The sequence below is a fragment of the Nitrospinota bacterium genome (assembly GCA_027619975.1).
Lineage (GTDB): Bacteria > Nitrospinota > Nitrospinia > Nitrospinales > VA-1 > JADFGI01.
On sequence record JAQCGX010000009.1, the window covers coordinates 77,924 to 94,376 of the forward strand.

A 16,453-nucleotide genomic window follows, 5' to 3' on the forward strand; every position below is an offset into this window, starting at 1 on the left:
TACTACCAGACCTTAAATGTTAAGGGAACCTCACTACTCGAGCCAAACGAGGACTTCGCGTTCGGGGTCTTTCAGGTCGAAAAGCTTCTGCGGGATGAAGCCAGTTTCGCGGACACGCTTTTGGATGGCGACAAGATCGATGTTCTGCCGGTCGATGGATTCTTTGACTGGAGGGTCGATCACGTCTTCAAGATTGTCCGCCACTCGCGCGGGCATGGTGAGTTTGACTTTATTGCCATTGGGTTTGACCACGTTCACCTTGAGATATTTAGCAATCCCATCCAGGCGCAGGATTTTCCCGTCTGCGGAAGTCACTTCGGGAATTTTTATGGCCTCGGCCTCGGGATACAGATCGGAACACAAACGACCCAGAATAAACCGCCAGGAAATTTTAACATCCAGGCGCTCTAAAAAGACGGACATCCCGTGCAGGGTGCGCATCAGAAAGATCAAACCGGGAGGAGCCGCCGCCCGAAACCACCATTTCAGCTCCCCTACGATCTGGTCAAACCGTTCGCTCATTTGCCAATCTTTAATATCGTAGGGCGCTTCAATGAGAAACGGTTCAAACAGGACATGAAGCAGGGCGGGAAGCGTCGAGCGCAGATCCTGAAGTTTTTCCGGATCGAATCCGATCATGCTCAGGCAGGCCACCGGGTCGAGAGGCTCGTGTCTCTGGAGAGCCAGAATGATGCGCAACAATCCCAGGCGAACTTCATCGGGAAGGTGCAGAATACAGCCGTAATCATAAACGATCAGGGAAAAACTTTCCTTCCCCGTTTGCCGGAAGGCGAAGTTCCCCGGATGCGGATCGGCGTGGACAAACCCGTGCCGGAACAACATATGGACATAATGTTCCAGCAAAGCGCGGCCCATCGACTGCCGTTGACTCGGCTTCAGCATTTCGGCCTTTTCCAGGTTGATGCCTTCTTCCAGACCTTGCACGAGAATGGTTGGGTGACAAAGGTCGGGAAAAACCCTGGGGATGATGACATTTTTTAAAGGCGCGGCCAGTTCGGCGTATTTTTTCTGGTGATCCAGCTCCTGACGGTAATCAAGCTCTTTTTTAAAATTGGTCCAGAAGGCGTCGCGGTAGCCGTCCATTGAAAATCCCCATTTGACGACCGGTCCCACTTTCGGCATCCAGCCCATGAGATCCATTTCCGCCTCGACATTTTGGGCAATCTCAGGGTACTGAACCTTCACCGCAACTTTACTACCATCTATGAGTTTTCCAAAATGAACCTGCCCCAGAGAAGCGGGTCGACACTCCTCATCCAGATGACTGAAAACCGATTTCAAGGGAGACTGATATTTCTCTTCTAGAAGAGAAACGACCTGGTCAAAAGGCATGGGCACGAGGGCCGAGTCCAGAGTGTCCTTGAATTCCTGATCCTCCTTGCCCAGGGTCATGAACTGCCCGACTTTTGCAGGAAGCCCCCGGGATTGCCCGAGAACCTCTACCAAATAGTTTTTCGCCCAGCGACGCTTGTCCTCATCGGTGGCGTTTTTCAAGGAGCGAACCGCATGACCGACCTTGATCAGATTCACCCCACGTTTTAAAAGAGCAATAAATTTCATGAACCGGTTTTTGCTGGGACCATCCGCTGAGCTTCAATCCCTCTTCTGTCTTTGAATTGTTTCACTTCGGATAACACTCCTTCGGGTAAAGGTTCTTCATTGTTGTTGGACCGCATAAGAATCACCAACCGGGAAGTGGCCTGATCCGTTAGCCATTTTTTGCCGGCAGCGATGACATCTTCTTTTTTAAGATTTTTAACCGCGTGAATGAGTTTCTTTTTGTAGTCAAAATCACCTTTTTCTTCTGTCGCCAGATAAAAGAGATCACCCATCACCTCACCGATACTTTCTCCCTCTTTTTCCAGAGAAACGATCTGGCTGGCGCGGTGCCGCTCAAACTCCTCATCGGTCAGATTATCGAGAAGCTCTCCAGTGCCCTGCAACCAGGCATCGACCTTTCGCTTGAGTTCAAACGGACTGTGATTCGCCGATTGAATGACGAATCTCATGAACATGCGGTTCTCAATGGTTTGATTGAAACTCCAAACGATGTAGCCGAGCTGTTGCTGGGTCCGCATCTGCGTATAGAAATCGCTTTCAATGATGGAAGCGAGCAGTTGGGCGGTTGCCGAACGGTCCAGTGATTTTTCGCCAATTTGCAGTCCATAAGCCAGGGAATTATTGTTGTCCTCAACTTTCCGGGAAAAAACAATATTTTCCGAAGGGTCCAGAACCTCCACCACCTGCTCAAACCTCTCTTCTTTCGGCAAAGGCTGGCTTTGGATTTCATCCAACACAACCTGAACACTTTCCTTCACTTTTTCGTCTGTCCAATTCCCATAAGCCATGCCGGTGATGTAAACTTTTTCATAAAGCGTCTTCGCGTAAGTCCTAACGTCATCCAGCGTCAAGGGCTTTAGCGCCGCAAGGGCCTCTTCTTCGGTATATTGCCTGTCCAGCAACATCAACCCATGGTAATAGCCTCCCCTGGAATACGCCTGGCCGTATTGGTTGTTTTGCAGTCCCCGAACCATTGCCTCTTTGATGTTATCAAATTTTTGTTGATCGATCTTAATGCTTTTCAGGTTCCGGGTCACGAGACGCAGGAGTTCTCCCACCCTTTCAGAATATCCGCCGATGGTCAGATTGACGCCTTTCTTTTCTGTTCCAAGGCTATAAGATAAGCCCGCCATTTGGATAGGATAGACGATTTCGTTCAACCCTTCGCTCACGGCGGCGGAATACAATCCGGCAAGTTGAGAATGCGCAACCGTGTCGTAAACACGAGGAGTTTCGATACGGAGACTCATATATACTTTCGGCTGTTTGAATTTGCTATCGAACTGGAACCAGATTTTGGCCAGATCATCATCCCTTACCAAATGAGGGTCTTCCTCAGATAGCTTCAAGTTGTAGGGAATGAAATCATTCACCTCCGGATAGATCAGTTCAGCCACCTGCATGGGCGACCGCAATTTTTCAATTTTTTCACCACCGATTTCACTGATGGAATATTCCGCTCCGTAAAATTGATCCGTCTTGTCGGTTTCGACAGCATTGGTCTTGAGTACAACCAAAGCGTTCCCAGGGGTCATGGTATTTAAAATTTCCTGATAAACAGCAGGGTCATATTTCTTGAACAGGAAAGGCAGGGTTTCTAAATCTTCAAGTTTATAGGTTTGCATCAGGGCAGTTTGACCGGCAACATAGCCCATGCCTTCATCCGGGTCTTTCCAGTCAAAATTAATCTGCGCCATGGTCTGGCTTTCCTTAAAAGTGTATTCTTCGATTCCGTGGCTCTTAATTTTTTGGATATAGGAAAATATCATTTCCAGAATGCGCTCGTATTCCTCCACCCCTTTTTTAGTCAGGGAAACATTAATGCTCATGGAATTGATGTTGGGATGACCCGACCCGCCGCCGGCGCTCAAGCCCAAAACAAGACCCTCCTCTTTTAATTTAGATAATAAAGATCCCTTACCCTCATGCCCGATCACCGAAGCGACGATCGAAGCCGGTTTGCTGTCCAGGTGATCGTTCAGATGAATGGTGGGGAATTCAATTTCCATTGACCGGACATCCTTGATCATCTTTATTTTTAACAGCCGGTATTTGTCTTTGAGAGGTTTGCGAAAATTGGGGTCGATGTACGGAAGTTTCACCGGATGACTGGGAATTCCCTCGAAATATTTTTGGACAAGTGACTCCTGGGTTGCCAGAGGCAAGCTGGAAAGCATCGCCACTTTCATAATGGATGCGGAATAATACTTATTATAAAAATCCAGGAGTGCAGGTTGATTGTCCCCTGCGAGCGTGTCCTTGTTGCCTGTTCCAAAGGATCTGATCGGATGACCTTTTTCAGCAATCTGGGTGGTCACATAGTTGGCTCGCCACGAGTCGCTACGTTTATTTTTATCGTGTTCGCTGTTAACCGCGTTGACTTCTCTCTCGGCATATTTTTTATCGAAAAGGGGGGCTTTAAAAAAATCGCTGAACCGGTCAAGCGCGCCTTCAAAAGCGCCGTGCGACACCTCAAAAAAGTAATTAGTGATATCTCCACCCGTATAGGCATTACTGCTTCCTGAGTTCTCGCCTAAATATTTTTTATAACTTCCTGCTTCGGGAAATTTTTCGGTTCCCAGAAACAGCATGTGTTCCAGATAGTGGGCAAGCCCCATTTTTTCCGGTGGATCATATAAACTACCCACGCCTACAGAAAGAGAAGCCGCACTTCGATGCACCTCAGGGTCATACACCAGCAAAACGTCCAACCCGTTTTTCAAGGTCAGGGTTTTCGTTTCCCGCTTGGCCGCTTCCACCGTGGTCCAGGTAAAGAGCAACAATAATACAAGAAAGCACTGAACGATTCTAGAATGGTTGATCCTCAACACAAGACACCTCCAAAGACCCAACTCTCAGGATAGAGAAGAAGGGAGAATATTTTTATAGGAAATAAAGAAAACGAGACATAAGTCGTTAATTTAGTATAACCATTAAACTCTCTTCCCATTATTAAATTTTTTTCATAAAAAATAAAAACCTTATAGAACTAAAAGTCGAAATTACAAGGGTTTTAAGGACTCCAGCCGAGAAGCCCGATGCCCAGAGCCATCAGCCCCGCCGCCAGAAAGCGCTGTTTCCCGAATGGCTCACCCAGTTTCCAGCACCCCCAGTACACCACCATGAGCACGCTGGTCTGCCGAAGAGAAACCACTGCGCTGACGCCTTCAAATTGCAGAACCACACATATGAGGCCGTAGGAACCTAAAGTGGCGACCCCGGCAAGGAGCGCTTTTTTCCACTCCATCTTCCAGACAGCAAAAATGTTTTGAGCAGGTTCCACCCAGAAAAGGTAAACGAGATATAAAGTGAACCCGACCAGAGATTCCAGAAAAAAGAACAGAATGCCATTGGTAAAGGCCTGATCGGGGAAATGCGCAAAAAAAACATCCATCCCGCGCTTGTCCACCAGACTGTAAGCAACTACCAAGGCGAGGGTGTAAAATGCCCAGCGCAGATCCTTGTGGAGGACAGCATCCCACAGGTTTTTGAATCCCCGGATCAGATGTCCCTTGAAATGTAAAATATAAATGGCCAGCAAAATAAGCCCGATCGCAAGAAAGGTAAATGCGTTCAGTTTCTCGCCCAGAAAATAAAAAGCAAAAAAAGGGACAAGTGCCGGAGCCGAACGGGCGATGGGATACACATAGGAAATGTCCTGATTGCTGTAGGCACGCGACAGGCAGAGGATATATACTCCATGCAGAACACCGGACAGTCCGGCCCAGAACAGCAAATCGGGATGATTCCATTTAAAATCAAAAACGGATAGGAACACCAAACCCATCGCGAGGATCCACAGCCCTTTCAAACCGGAGAAATACCGTGAGTTGCTGCTGGTCTGCGTGAGCACATTCCACAGAGCATGCGAGAGGCTGGAAAGAAGAATCAGGCCGATATTGACTAGGGACAAAAGGTGGATCTCCTGAAGGCGGCCAGCCAGAAGCTGGATTCCATGTTAACTTGCGTTGAATTTATGAGTTGAGCGGAAAACTTCGTTGAAATCCTAAAATAGCAAATGGATCATCAATTCCAAAATAAAGACAACGAACTATGATCAATAAAATTGCCTACCTCTGGGTTCCAACAACGGATATGGATCGAGCTGTCGAATTTTACAAGAACCTGCTGGGTTTTAAACTACTTTTTACAAGAGGGGACTGGTCGGAATTTGAAATCGGCGGTCAGCGACTGGCTTTATGTAAAGTGGATGCCCTTCACCCGAGCATAACTTCACCCGGTATCTCCTTCATGGCCCAACCCATTGAACAGGTTATCGAGTCTCTTTCCGGCAAAGGGGTGACCTTTATCGAGGCATTGAAGGTTTATCCTTATGGTAAACTAGCCCACTTTCAAGACCCCGACGGCAATATTCTCGGGCTTTACGAGCCACCGCCGGAAAAACAATAAACTATATAATTACCGCAAGTTCATGCATAGATGGTAATATTTTGCTAAAATGAAACACATGCATCATGCCGTTGCTTCAAGAACCAGGACTGTGTTTGGCTTGACTCCAAATTGAACTATTGTACTATTAACCGATGAACAATCCGCTGACACATTTCAATGAAGAAGGCCGCGCTCACATGGTGGACGTTGGCGAGAAAAACGTTTCCGAGCGAATCGCCATAGCCACGGGAACGGTCCACATGCAACCGGAGACCCTGGCTCTGATTCAGGAAGGCCAGATCAAAAAAGGCGATGTTCTGGCAGTGGCCCAGGTGGCCGGAATCATGGGAGCCAAAAAAACTTCGGACTTGATTCCCATGTGTCATCCGCTGGCCTTAACGCATATTGACATCAGTTTTAAGGACCACCCAAACCCGAACCCCCATACGGGGATGTGTTCCATTTCGATTCAAGCGACCGTAAAACTTACCGGAAAAACCGGAGTGGAAATGGAGGCTTTGACGGCAGTTTCTCTCGCCGCTCTCACCATCTACGATATGTGCAAAGCCGTGGACAAAGGAATGGTATTCACTGATATCAGTCTTCTCCATAAATCCGGTGGAAAATCGGGAGACTATAACAGGGCTTAATCGAAAGTTTAAAATGATTACTTTGAAATATTTTGCAAGTTTAAAAACCATCGCCGGGAAAGAGGAAGAGCAATTGGATGTTGGAAGTGAAACTACGGTTCAGGCGTTATCAGAAACCCTGTCAAAAACAGCGCCGCAAATCAGCGAAATGATTCGGGGGAAAAAAATTCTCGTTTCCGTCAATCAGGATGTAGCCGCCCTGGACACAATCATTCACGATGGAGATGAGGTCGCCTTTCTCCCCCCATTTTCCGGCGGGTCACTATAAGGAAGCCATTATGAGCACAGTCATGGAATCAAAAGTAAGAATTCAGCGTGAAGATTTTTCCGTCACAGACGAAATTGAAGCCATTAAAAAAAGTTCCCAGAACATCGGCGGCATCGTCGTTTTTCTTGGCACAGGGCGCGAACTGTCCAAAGGTGAAAACATCACCAAATTGAATTTTGAACATTACCCAAAAATGGCAGAAAAAAAACTGGAAGAAATCCGTGTGAAAGCCATCGAAGATTATAAAATCATCGATATGAGCATCATTCACCGCATCGGTGAAATAGATATCGGCGAAAATATTGTCTTGATCGTCGCCGCCGGGGAACATCGCAAGGAAGCTTTTGAAGCCTGCGAGTGGGCAATTGCCGAACTCAAACGCACCACGCCCATCTGGAAAAGAGAGACCACCTCCACCGGCGAGGTCTGGGTGCAGGACACTCCCTGATCTTTCCTGCTTCACAGGGAATCCACCCGTCCTCACCCTCAACATTTTTTTTAGTCGATGAGCCCATTCCAAAAACTCCCCAAGGACGAGGACGTTCTGACACTCACTGTCAACTCCCGTCTCGCCCGCTGGCTCCTTCTAGAACACAATGAAAAGCAAAAGGCCCTGGGCTACCACGTATGGCCCACTCCAGAGATCCTGCCCCTGACCATCTGGTTGAAACAGGTATGGATGCAGTCCTGGCCGGAGAAATACATCCTCACGGAACTGCAATCGGAACGACTCTGGGGAAAAATCGTTCAACAGGACCCCAAACAAAATATTCAAGACCTCCTGCACCTGAAGGAGACCGCCAAAATGGCGACCGAGGCCAACACCCTGATCCGGGAGCATCGACTACCAATTGACAAGGCTGGTTATTTCCCGACCGAGGAATCCAAGGCATTCAATAAATGGAAAGCCCTTTATGAAAGCCGACTAAAACAATTGGGCGCTCTCGACCCTGCATCGGCGATGGACGAAGTTTGCGAGGCCATGCTTAAAGGAGAAATTAAAATTCCAGCGGAAATTTTATTTGCCGGGTTCGAAGAAATCACTCCCCAGTTTCAGGCATGGCTCGATTTTTTGAGAGACCAGCAGGTTACAATCCGGTTCAGCCCAGAAATTCAGGACCCAAACCCTCTACCTTTAAAATCTCTGGCATCAGGTAAAAGTATTGCAGTCCGCAAATACGCGGATAAAAAAGAAGAGGCCGTCCACTGCGCCAGATGGGTTCGCGCCAATTATCAACCCGGACAGAAAGTCGGCGTCGTGGTCATCGACCTGCAATCCTACCGATCTCTTCTCAAAAGAGAGTTGAGCGCCGAGCTGGCCCCTGCTTCGGTTTGTCCCTGGATGGACAAGGAACTTCCATTCAATATCTCCCTGGGTCCAACGCTTTGGGAGCAACCGATGATAAATATTGCCGCTCAAATTCTTTCCATTCATGTTCCTGACGTGCCATTACAAGCGTTCACCTCGATATTGAATAGCCCTTATTTAAATGTGGGGCAAACCCGGTCCACTGAGGTTCATGCTCTGGAACGCAAACTATGTCGAAGAAAATCCCTGACAGTTTATTTTTCTGAGGTGATGGAATGGTTTGAAAAAAGTGATTCCAGTCCTCTTGCCCATCTACTTGTAGGATGGAAAAACCATCTCAAAGAAAATGAAAGTCGATTGCCCAGCCAATGGGGACAATTTTTTTCTGAATTTTTAAAAACTTTCGGCTGGCCGCTAGCCGGTAGAACCTTAACCAGCAGAGAGTTTCAGGTTTATGAAGCCTGGAAAAGCTGTCTGGATGAATTCGCCACTCTGGACTCGATATTGGAAGCCGTCTCAAGACACAAAGCCATTGACACTTTACTGTTAATGCTCAAGACCAAGGAGTTCCAAACGAAAACAAGCGATCATCCCATTCAAGTGGTGGGCCTGCTGGAATCATCGGGGATGCGTTTTGACCATCTATGGGTCATGGGATGCAGTGCAGAGGCCCTTCCCGCCCTGCCCTCACCCAATCCTTTCCTTCCCATAGAAATTAGAAAAAGGCATGACTTACCACATTCCACTGCCCAGCGGGAACTGGAGTTTGCAGAAAACTCTGTGCGCCGCTTGGTCGCATCTTCCAATAATATTGTTTTCAGTTATCCCGGCCAGGAAAAAAATGTTGAGTTGAAAATAAGCCCTTTACTCACAACGTTCCCTCCACTGGCCCTCGAATCGACGGAGGATTCCAGCGAACTGGTTTCTCATTGTTTAAAAGATCAATTTCCACTGGAACCCAACCTACAGATTTTTGAAGAACCCACTATTCTGTCCATCACCGAATCCGAAAGAAACCTCTATAAAGAAACCGGACCGGGAGGCGGATACAGTTTCATAAAAGATCAGGCGGAGTGCCCCTTTCGCGCCTTTGCCCGCCACCGGCTTAATGCTCAACAGGAAGAATTCCCCGAATTGGATTTCGACCATCAGGAACGCGGTACTCTGGTTCACAAAGCTTTGGAAATCTTCTGGAAACAAACCCGCACTCAAGAGGCTCTATTTAAATTGCACCAGGAGAATCTCCTAGAAGTGTCTGTCAAGGATTCAATTCAACAAGCCCTGAAAAGGAATGCCAGCGAAGTTTCACGCCAGGGCTTGTTTTACCAATTGGAATTGGAACGGGTCCACAACCTGATTATGGAATGGTTGAGTGTAGAAATGAAGCGGTCTCCATTCGAGGTGGTTGACCTGGAGAAAGAAGATCATCTCGAAATTTCTGGATTGAAATTCCGCTTGCGAATTGATCGCACGGATAAAACAGCAGACGGCAAGGTGTTATTGATTGATTATAAAACCGGCACTGTCGCGCCGGCGGGTTGGTTTGGAGAAAGGATTCAAGAGCCTCAGCTTCCCTTATACGCTTTCCAAACCTCACCAGATGCTATCGCTTTTGCGCAAGTGAAAAAGGGAAGCCACAAGTTGCAGGGGGCTTTAGACACCTCATTTTCAGATCAGGGATTGATACGGGTTAATTTTGAAAATTTTTCTCAGTGTTCCACCTGGGATGACCAGTTGGAAAGTTGGCGATTTAATTTAAAAGCTTTAGCCGATGAGTTCATAGAGGGACAGACGGAAGTGAGCCCATTGAAAGGTCAGGCAACCTGCAAGCATTGCGATCTGCAAACTCTTTGTCGGATCAGTGAAAAAACTCAGGGCTCCTATGATATGGAGGACGAAGAATGAATCCCATCGCGGATGCGGAAGCCCGTGAGCAGGCTCTTGATCTGAGTCAGTCGTTCATTGTTCAGGCCCCTGCGGGTTCAGGAAAAACAGAACTCCTGATTCAAAGGTATCTCGGACTGCTGGGGACCGTGCAACAGCCCGAACAAATTCTGGCGATGACGTTTACGCGCAAAGCCGCAGGCGAAATGAAACTGAGAATCCTCGACGCTTTGGAACGGGCATGCAACGACTCTCCTCCAGAAACTCCGCACGGAAAAAAAACCTGGCACCTCGCACGAACGGTTCTAGCGCAAAACGACCGCCACGGCTGGCGTCTGCTTGAAAATCCGTCTCGATTAAAAATTCAGACCATTGATTCCTTTTGTTCAGCACTGACAAAGCAAATGCCCATTCTTTCACAAACAGGCGGGAGCCTGTCCATTGAAGAAAACGCCCAGGAGCTTTACCAGGAAACCGCGCACAGGGTTTTAAATCTGATCGAGTCAACGACAGCCATCGGCAAGTCGGTAAGAACCATCCACAGCCACCTTGATAATTTGAAGTCGGCGTTTCTAAAACGGATCATACAATTATTGAGGAAACGGGATCAATGGATGATTCCTTTTTTCAAAAAATCCCAGGCCACTGAATTTTCTATGGAGATTACCAGGACATCCCTGGAGCACACATTGGCGGGATTGATTGGAACTGTGCTCAATGACGCGTGGCAGTCGATTTCCACCCAGACGGTTGAGAAACTTGTACATCTCGCTGATTACAGTGGTCGCAACCTGGCGGATAAATCTCCGAATCATCAAAATGCCTGCCTTCAGGGTTTAAGTGCTCTGCCCACCCCTTCCATAGATAATATTCTTCCTTGGAAGGCTCTCGCGAACCTTCTTTTAACCCAACAGGGTGAGTTCCGCAAAACAATCAATATAGGAATGGGTTTCCCACCGGGGAAAAAAGGGTCGGAGGCACAGGAAAATAAGAATGACTTTTTGGAACTTCTCGAATTATTTTCTCAAATCCCAGAACTGCCGGAAATACTTAAAGAGATCCAATGCCTGCCTCCGCCTCAATTCACCGACGAGGAATGGAACGTATTGGATGCGACTTTGAATCTGCTTCCGGAAATCGCAGACATTTTACGCAAAGTATTTGCAGAACAGCAAAAGACGGATTTTACGGAAATTTCCTTGTCGGCGTTGAACGCTCTGGGAGAAGAGGACAACCCCACGGACTTACTGCTTTATCTGGACACAAAATTTCAGCACATCCTGGTCGATGAATATCAGGACACCTCTTTCAAGCAACACGAACTTATTAAATTGCTCACCGCAGGTTGGGAACGTGGTGATGGCCGATCCCTTTTTATTGTCGGCGATCCCATGCAATCCATTTACAGGTTCCGGGACGCGGAGGTCGGACTCTTTCTGCGCACCCAACAGAACAAACTAATCGGCCAGATCATTCTCGTCCCCCTCAAATTAAAATGCAATTTTAGATCGCAGAAAAAAGTCGTGGACTGGGTGAACGCCTGCTTTTCAATCGTGTTTCCTAATTTTGACGATCAGGATCTGGGAGCGGTTTCCTATTCCGAATCCACCGCCGCCCTCGACGAGGACGAGCTTCCCGGCACCGTCATTCACCCTATTCAGGATATGGGAGATAAAGAGGCTCGGCAAACGATGGAAGCCGATCAAATTGCCGACTTGATTAAAGAGATTAAGAACAGGGACCCTGAAAAGACCATTGCCATTCTTGTCCGGGCGCGGAGCCATTTGTCTGCGATCATTCGGCGCTTCAAGGAAACTGGAATCGACATCAAGGCTGAGGAGATAGACCCTCTCACTACCCGTCCGGCGATTCAGGATCTTTTGGCTTTAATGCGTGCTCTACTTTCCCCGTGGGACCGCATCTCCTGGCTGTCCATTCTGCGTGCGCCCTGGTGTGGTCTTGCTCTCAAGGACCTGCATCGACTTTGCGATTCAGACGAAAAATCCACCCTTTGGCAACTTCTCAACGACAAAGAGCGAACATCCTCTTTAAGCCAGGACGGACAAACCCGCCTGACGCGATTCATCGAGGTGATGACGCCAACACTAAAGTCTTTTCCTTATGCAAATTTTCGCGATTTATTGGAAGGATGCTGGATTCAACTGGGAGGCCCCGCCTGTGTAGATAAAACCACGAGGGAGGACATTAACGTATTTTTCGATGAGGTGGTAAAAGTCACTGAAACAGGTGATTTTTTCAAATTGCATCAATTTCAACGAGTCCTTGAACATTTGTACGCCAGCCCTACGGTGTCTTCCTCGAATCCGGTGCAGATCATGACAATGCACAAAGCCAAAGGTCTCGAATTCGATTATGTAATCCTTCCCGGTTTGGGAAACACATCTAAGGCCGAGGAAAAGAGACTCGTTTACTGGATCTCTCATGGAGACAAATTACTCCTGGCCCCCATTGAAGAAAGCGGGGGCGCCAATTCTCAGATCTATGATTTCCTGGCCCGCATGGACCGTAAAAAAGACGCGTTCGAATCCCTGCGTATCCTTTACGTTGCCGTCACGCGGACAAAAAAACAACTGCACCTGTTTGGACATGTGGCGCAAAAAAATGGAGCCCCTCCCTGCCCTGCCAAAAATACGTTGCTATCCAAACTTTGGCCCTACCTAGAAGATGAATGGACACGGGGTCTTTCAGGGTCGGACGATGAGGCCTCAGTGCCAGAGGTCTCCAAAGAAAAAAAAGAGCCTTCACACTCCCTGAATCGATTACCAAGTATTTATAAAACACCACAAATTCTTCCGAATATTGAAATTGAAACAGCACCGGAAACTGAAGATAATGAAGATCTGCACCCAGAATATGTCTGGGCCGGAAATCAGGCTCGCTGTCTTGGAAATGTTCTGCATCGGTGTTTCAAAGACATAGCCGATGGCGACACGGGTCGTTGGTCGTCATCCACCACAAACACTCAAGAGCACATGCTTGAAACCGCCCTCCTTGAAGAGGGGCTGTCTCCGGCTCAAATGAAGGAAACAGTCCGAACAGGCATGAGGGCTCTTAAAAATACGCTTGAAGATGAAACGGGGCAATGGATACTGAGACAACACGAAGACAGTCATTCCGAATACCCGTTGACAGGAACTAGCAAAAATAATTATATCAATAAAATTCTCGACCGTACCTTCATTGATGAACATGGCGTGCGCTGGATCATAGATTACAAAACCGGGGAACACCAGGGCGCGGGACTGGAGCATTATTTAGAAGAAGAAATCAAACGCTATAAACCGCAGCTGGATCAGTATGAAGAACTGATAAAGTTTAAGGATGAATCACGGCCCATTAAAAAAGCGCTGTATTACCCACTACATAAAAGGCTGGTTCCGATAGTATAGAACCACTAACTCAAATGGATTCAATACCATGACCGGACAGGATTCACTAAATAAACTGATGGCAGGAAACAAACGCTACCTGGAGGGTAATCTCGAATATCCCCACCAAACCCAAGAGCGGCGCGGTGATTTGGCAGGCGGACAACAACCTTTTGCCGGTATCTTGAGCTCTGCCGGCTCACGGATTCCCCCGGAAATCGTTTTTGAATGATTCCGTTAATTCGAATTATTTTTTTATAAAAAGTATAATTAAAATCAATGGGTTGCAAATCATTCTTTCAAAAAAACAAATTTATTAGGGGAGACCGAAAGATGATTGGAAAAGTAAAAGCTATATGGTATAAATTATTGTTTTCCCCAGGTAAAGATTAAACTTCTGCTTTCTTTTTTGCAAACTGAAAGGGATAGTCATTCCAGGCTTGATTTTCATTTTTTTCATAGGCTGTGGGTGTTTGACTCATTCAGTTTTTGAGATCAACCGCAGCATAAGCCAACCGTGAAGTGGTTGGTCTTTTTTATGGGCATCTCTAAAAATTAGTTTTCACAGAAAATAGACTCGTGTGCAAAATTTACTTAAATCAGTGGCACGGGCTTTCCAGCCCGTGCGGACAGGCAGGAAAGCCTGTCCTACTAAAACAAAAGACGCGTCTTTGAATTGGCGATTCGGCGTCGTTGTCAATTTTTAGAGATGCCCTTATGTTAAAGACAGGTATAAGTCGCTCTATATGAGTACTATTTCATTGAAGTCCCTTTCCCCTGAAGATCGTGATCAGGTCCGGCAAATTGTATTGAACGCCAGTGAGCCAATTGCACCGTTTTGGCCCATGCGGACCATGGTCTCGCAAAATCCCATTCATGGATTGGAATATCTGCCGTTTGATCAAGCTGTTCGAAAAGGCAAGGACCTCCTGGGTGGAAATGGGTATCTCGCGAATGGGGAGTATCGTCAATTTTACCGAAATGGCCGTATTACCCAAGAAAGTTTTGAGCGTGCTTTTACCAGGGTTGGACCTCGCCCGGATGAACAAGTTTCTATTGATGTTGGAGGTCGAAAGGTTTCCCCCAAAGGTGTTTGGCAATTACACGTGCTTTTTGGCTTCGAGGAATTGCCACTATCCCTCCTGGAATGGGAGTTAAGCGGTGGTGGAGCTACAAAACAGTTTCGGCAAGATCTTTCCGAGGAATCCCGAAAACGAATTATTGAACAAACCATCAAAGAAAATGAGCTGTGCCTTGAGCATCCAGAAGAGGCCTGCCTGACGAATTTATGGAAGAGTGTGTTAGCCACATTCGAGCTATCTGATTTTCATGCGTCATCTCAAAACTTTGAGGTTTCGCATTCGCAAATGTCTGCACCCATTTCCTTGCCGCCTCAACGGACCATCAGCGATTGGATTGATGATTTGACCGAGGGTGGCGTGGTCGAGCAAATCAATAATCAACTCATCAAATGGGTCGCGGCGTTCCTTGATGAAGGATTAGCTGGCTGGGAAATGCCTGGCCGAAAAGAAGGTTTCTATCAAGTATGGCGGAACCTGGCGCAGAAAGATTTTTCGGGGCAGCTTCTCGGAGTTAAAGATTTCGCCCAAAAGGTTCATAGCCTTTCTGCCGCTCCAGAGGACGTGATTTGGTCCAGCTTGCACCAACTCGAAATTCCCCAGGAACAATGGAAAGATTATCTCTCAAGGCAACTATCATTATTGCCAGGCTGGACGCGATACATACGGTGGCTTGGGGAACACCCAGCATACCATGCGCAACAAAAACACCCCATTGACACCACACAATATCTGGCCGTGCGTTTATTCTATGAAGTGGAGTTGACCAACATCAAGTGCCAACAAGAATGGGGAATTGATGGGACGGTTTCTACCCTGACTGCATATTGGAATGATCGACCCGAAGAATACCACCAACGAATGGGGCATGGAGGACAATCTGGGGATCCAACCAAACAAATGAAATGTCGGCATGCCTGGCGATTATTCCATTTGGCACAGTTTCTTGAGTTAACTCCAGGGGAAGTTCACAATCTCTCGCTTACCGATGCCCAGATGTTGTTGCAATGGATAGATCAATTTCCTGCCGATCAGCATGGAAGGGTATGGATTGAGGCGTACGAAGATTCCTTTCGAGAGAAGATACTTAGAAATATTTCAGCGCATCGTGGAACGGTACCGGAATTGAAAATCCGTCCCCATGCACAACTGGTTTTTTGTATTGATGTACGTTCTGAATCATTTCGTCGCCATATTGAAGCCCAAGGTCCCTATGAAACGTTTGGATTTGCAGGATTTTTTGGCATTTCCATTAACCATCAAGCTTTTGATAGCAATCAACGTGCCGATTTATGTCCGGTGTTATTGACTCCCAACCATGCGGTGAGGGAAACTCCTCGGTTGGGCGAATGGACGGCCTTAGAAAAATATTCTTCGGGTACTCGTTGGAGCCAACTGGGACAGCATCTTTTCCACGATCTGAAGCATCATCCTATTGGGTCGATGATGGTAATTGATGTGTTTGGTTTCTTTTTTAGCCTGGGTTTGGTGGGCAAGACCTTATTTCAAAAAATATTTCGTAAACTGACCTCTACGATCCAGAGTTGGTTGACGCATAGAGTTCCAACCCAGATCTCAATTTCCACGCCATCTGATCCTCAAAATCCCAGGATCGGAGAAGTGAATGCGGATGGGATTCCTGACGGGCTTTCTCGGGGATTTTCTCTTTCGGAACGGGCGACTTTTATCGAAAATGGTTTGCGTGCCATGGGGCTCACCAGAAATTTTGCGCGGTTGGTGTGCCTCTGTGGCCATGGAAGTGAGACAGACAACAATCCCTATTATGGGGCGTTGGATTGCGGGGCTTGCGGGGGAGCACCCCTCCCGCTGGCTGGAACACTAAAACCCTGAAGGGTTTCGCGCCCTAATAACCCGGAATAAAAGACTCATTCATGATGAGC

The 16,453-nt window shown here is 47.3% G+C and carries 11 protein-coding genes; 8 read left to right on the forward strand and 3 right to left on the reverse strand.

Annotation, left to right across the window (positions count from 1 at the left end; translation table 11 throughout):
* Positions 1–33: 33 nt before the first annotated feature.
* The 3 genes from O3C58_04945 to O3C58_04955 form a co-directional block, all read right to left on the reverse strand.
* Entirely contained in the window at positions 34–1,581 is a 1,548-nt protein-coding gene (locus O3C58_04945) for an AarF/ABC1/UbiB kinase family protein (protein ID MDA0691210.1), read from the reverse strand.
* Complete coding sequence (locus O3C58_04950) at positions 1,578–4,412, reverse strand: insulinase family protein (protein MDA0691211.1); 2,835 nt, start codon at positions 4,410–4,412, stop codon at positions 1,578–1,580. The genes O3C58_04945 and O3C58_04950 overlap by 4 nt, the downstream gene beginning before the upstream one ends.
* A 182-nt stretch (positions 4,413–4,594) precedes the next feature.
* The gene (locus O3C58_04955) at positions 4,595–5,494 is read right to left on the reverse strand and encodes an EamA family transporter (protein ID MDA0691212.1); all 900 of its coding nucleotides are present in this window, start codon (positions 5,492–5,494) and stop codon (positions 4,595–4,597) included.
* Positions 5,495–5,634: 140 nt separating this feature from the next.
* On the opposite strand from O3C58_04955, the gene O3C58_04960 reads away from it, so the two are divergent.
* The 8 genes from O3C58_04960 (at position 5,635) to O3C58_04995 (ending at position 16,403) form a co-directional block, all read left to right on the forward strand.
* A complete protein-coding gene (locus tag O3C58_04960) occupies positions 5,635–5,991 on the forward strand; it encodes a VOC family protein (protein ID MDA0691213.1) in 357 nt (118 codons plus the stop codon).
* A gap of 134 nt (positions 5,992–6,125) precedes the next feature.
* Positions 6,126–6,623: a cyclic pyranopterin monophosphate synthase MoaC gene (gene moaC / locus O3C58_04965; protein MDA0691214.1), complete on the forward strand. Its 498-nt coding sequence runs from the start codon at positions 6,126–6,128 to the stop codon at positions 6,621–6,623.
* A 13-nt stretch (positions 6,624–6,636) separates the two neighbouring features.
* On the forward strand, positions 6,637–6,891 hold the full coding sequence (gene moaD / locus O3C58_04970) for a molybdopterin converting factor subunit 1 (protein ID MDA0691215.1): 255 nt from the start codon (positions 6,637–6,639) through the stop codon (positions 6,889–6,891).
* 10 nt (positions 6,892–6,901) lie between these two features.
* Positions 6,902–7,339, forward strand: coding sequence for a molybdenum cofactor biosynthesis protein MoaE (locus tag O3C58_04975; protein MDA0691216.1), 438 nt, complete (start codon positions 6,902–6,904; stop codon positions 7,337–7,339).
* 57 nt (positions 7,340–7,396) lie between these two features.
* Entirely contained in the window at positions 7,397–10,105 is a 2,709-nt protein-coding gene (locus O3C58_04980; protein ID MDA0691217.1) for a PD-(D/E)XK nuclease family protein, read from the forward strand.
* Entirely contained in the window at positions 10,102–13,494 is a 3,393-nt protein-coding gene (locus tag O3C58_04985; GenBank protein ID MDA0691218.1) for a UvrD-helicase domain-containing protein, read from the forward strand. The genes O3C58_04980 and O3C58_04985 overlap by 4 nt, the downstream gene beginning before the upstream one ends.
* Positions 13,495–13,522: 28 nt before the next feature.
* Positions 13,523–13,705 carry a hypothetical protein gene (locus O3C58_04990; GenBank protein MDA0691219.1) on the forward strand — a complete coding sequence of 61 codons (183 nt, stop codon included), beginning with the start codon at positions 13,523–13,525 and terminating at the stop codon, positions 13,703–13,705.
* A gap of 514 nt (positions 13,706–14,219) precedes the next feature.
* On the forward strand, positions 14,220–16,403 hold the full coding sequence (locus tag O3C58_04995; protein ID MDA0691220.1) for a Na-translocating system protein MpsB: 2,184 nt from the start codon (positions 14,220–14,222) through the stop codon (positions 16,401–16,403).
* The last annotated feature ends 50 nt before the right edge of the window (positions 16,404–16,453 follow it).

Coding starts and splice junctions, on each gene's coding strand:
- O3C58_04945 (MDA0691210.1), bottom strand. CDS start 1,581: ATGAAATTTATTGCTCTTTTAAAACGTGGGGTGAATCTGATCAAGGTC.
- O3C58_04960 (MDA0691213.1), top strand. CDS start 5,635: ATGATCAATAAAATTGCCTACCTCTGGGTTCCAACAACGGATATGGAT.
- O3C58_04995 (MDA0691220.1), top strand. CDS start 14,220: ATGAGTACTATTTCATTGAAGTCCCTTTCCCCTGAAGATCGTGATCAG.
- O3C58_04980 (MDA0691217.1), top strand. CDS start 7,397: ATGAGCCCATTCCAAAAACTCCCCAAGGACGAGGACGTTCTGACACTC.
- O3C58_04990 (MDA0691219.1), top strand. CDS start 13,523: ATGACCGGACAGGATTCACTAAATAAACTGATGGCAGGAAACAAACGC.
- O3C58_04975 (MDA0691216.1), top strand. CDS start 6,902: ATGAGCACAGTCATGGAATCAAAAGTAAGAATTCAGCGTGAAGATTTT.
- moaC (MDA0691214.1), top strand. CDS start 6,126: ATGAACAATCCGCTGACACATTTCAATGAAGAAGGCCGCGCTCACATG.
- O3C58_04985 (MDA0691218.1), top strand. CDS start 10,102: ATGAATCCCATCGCGGATGCGGAAGCCCGTGAGCAGGCTCTTGATCTG.
- moaD (MDA0691215.1), top strand. CDS start 6,637: ATGATTACTTTGAAATATTTTGCAAGTTTAAAAACCATCGCCGGGAAA.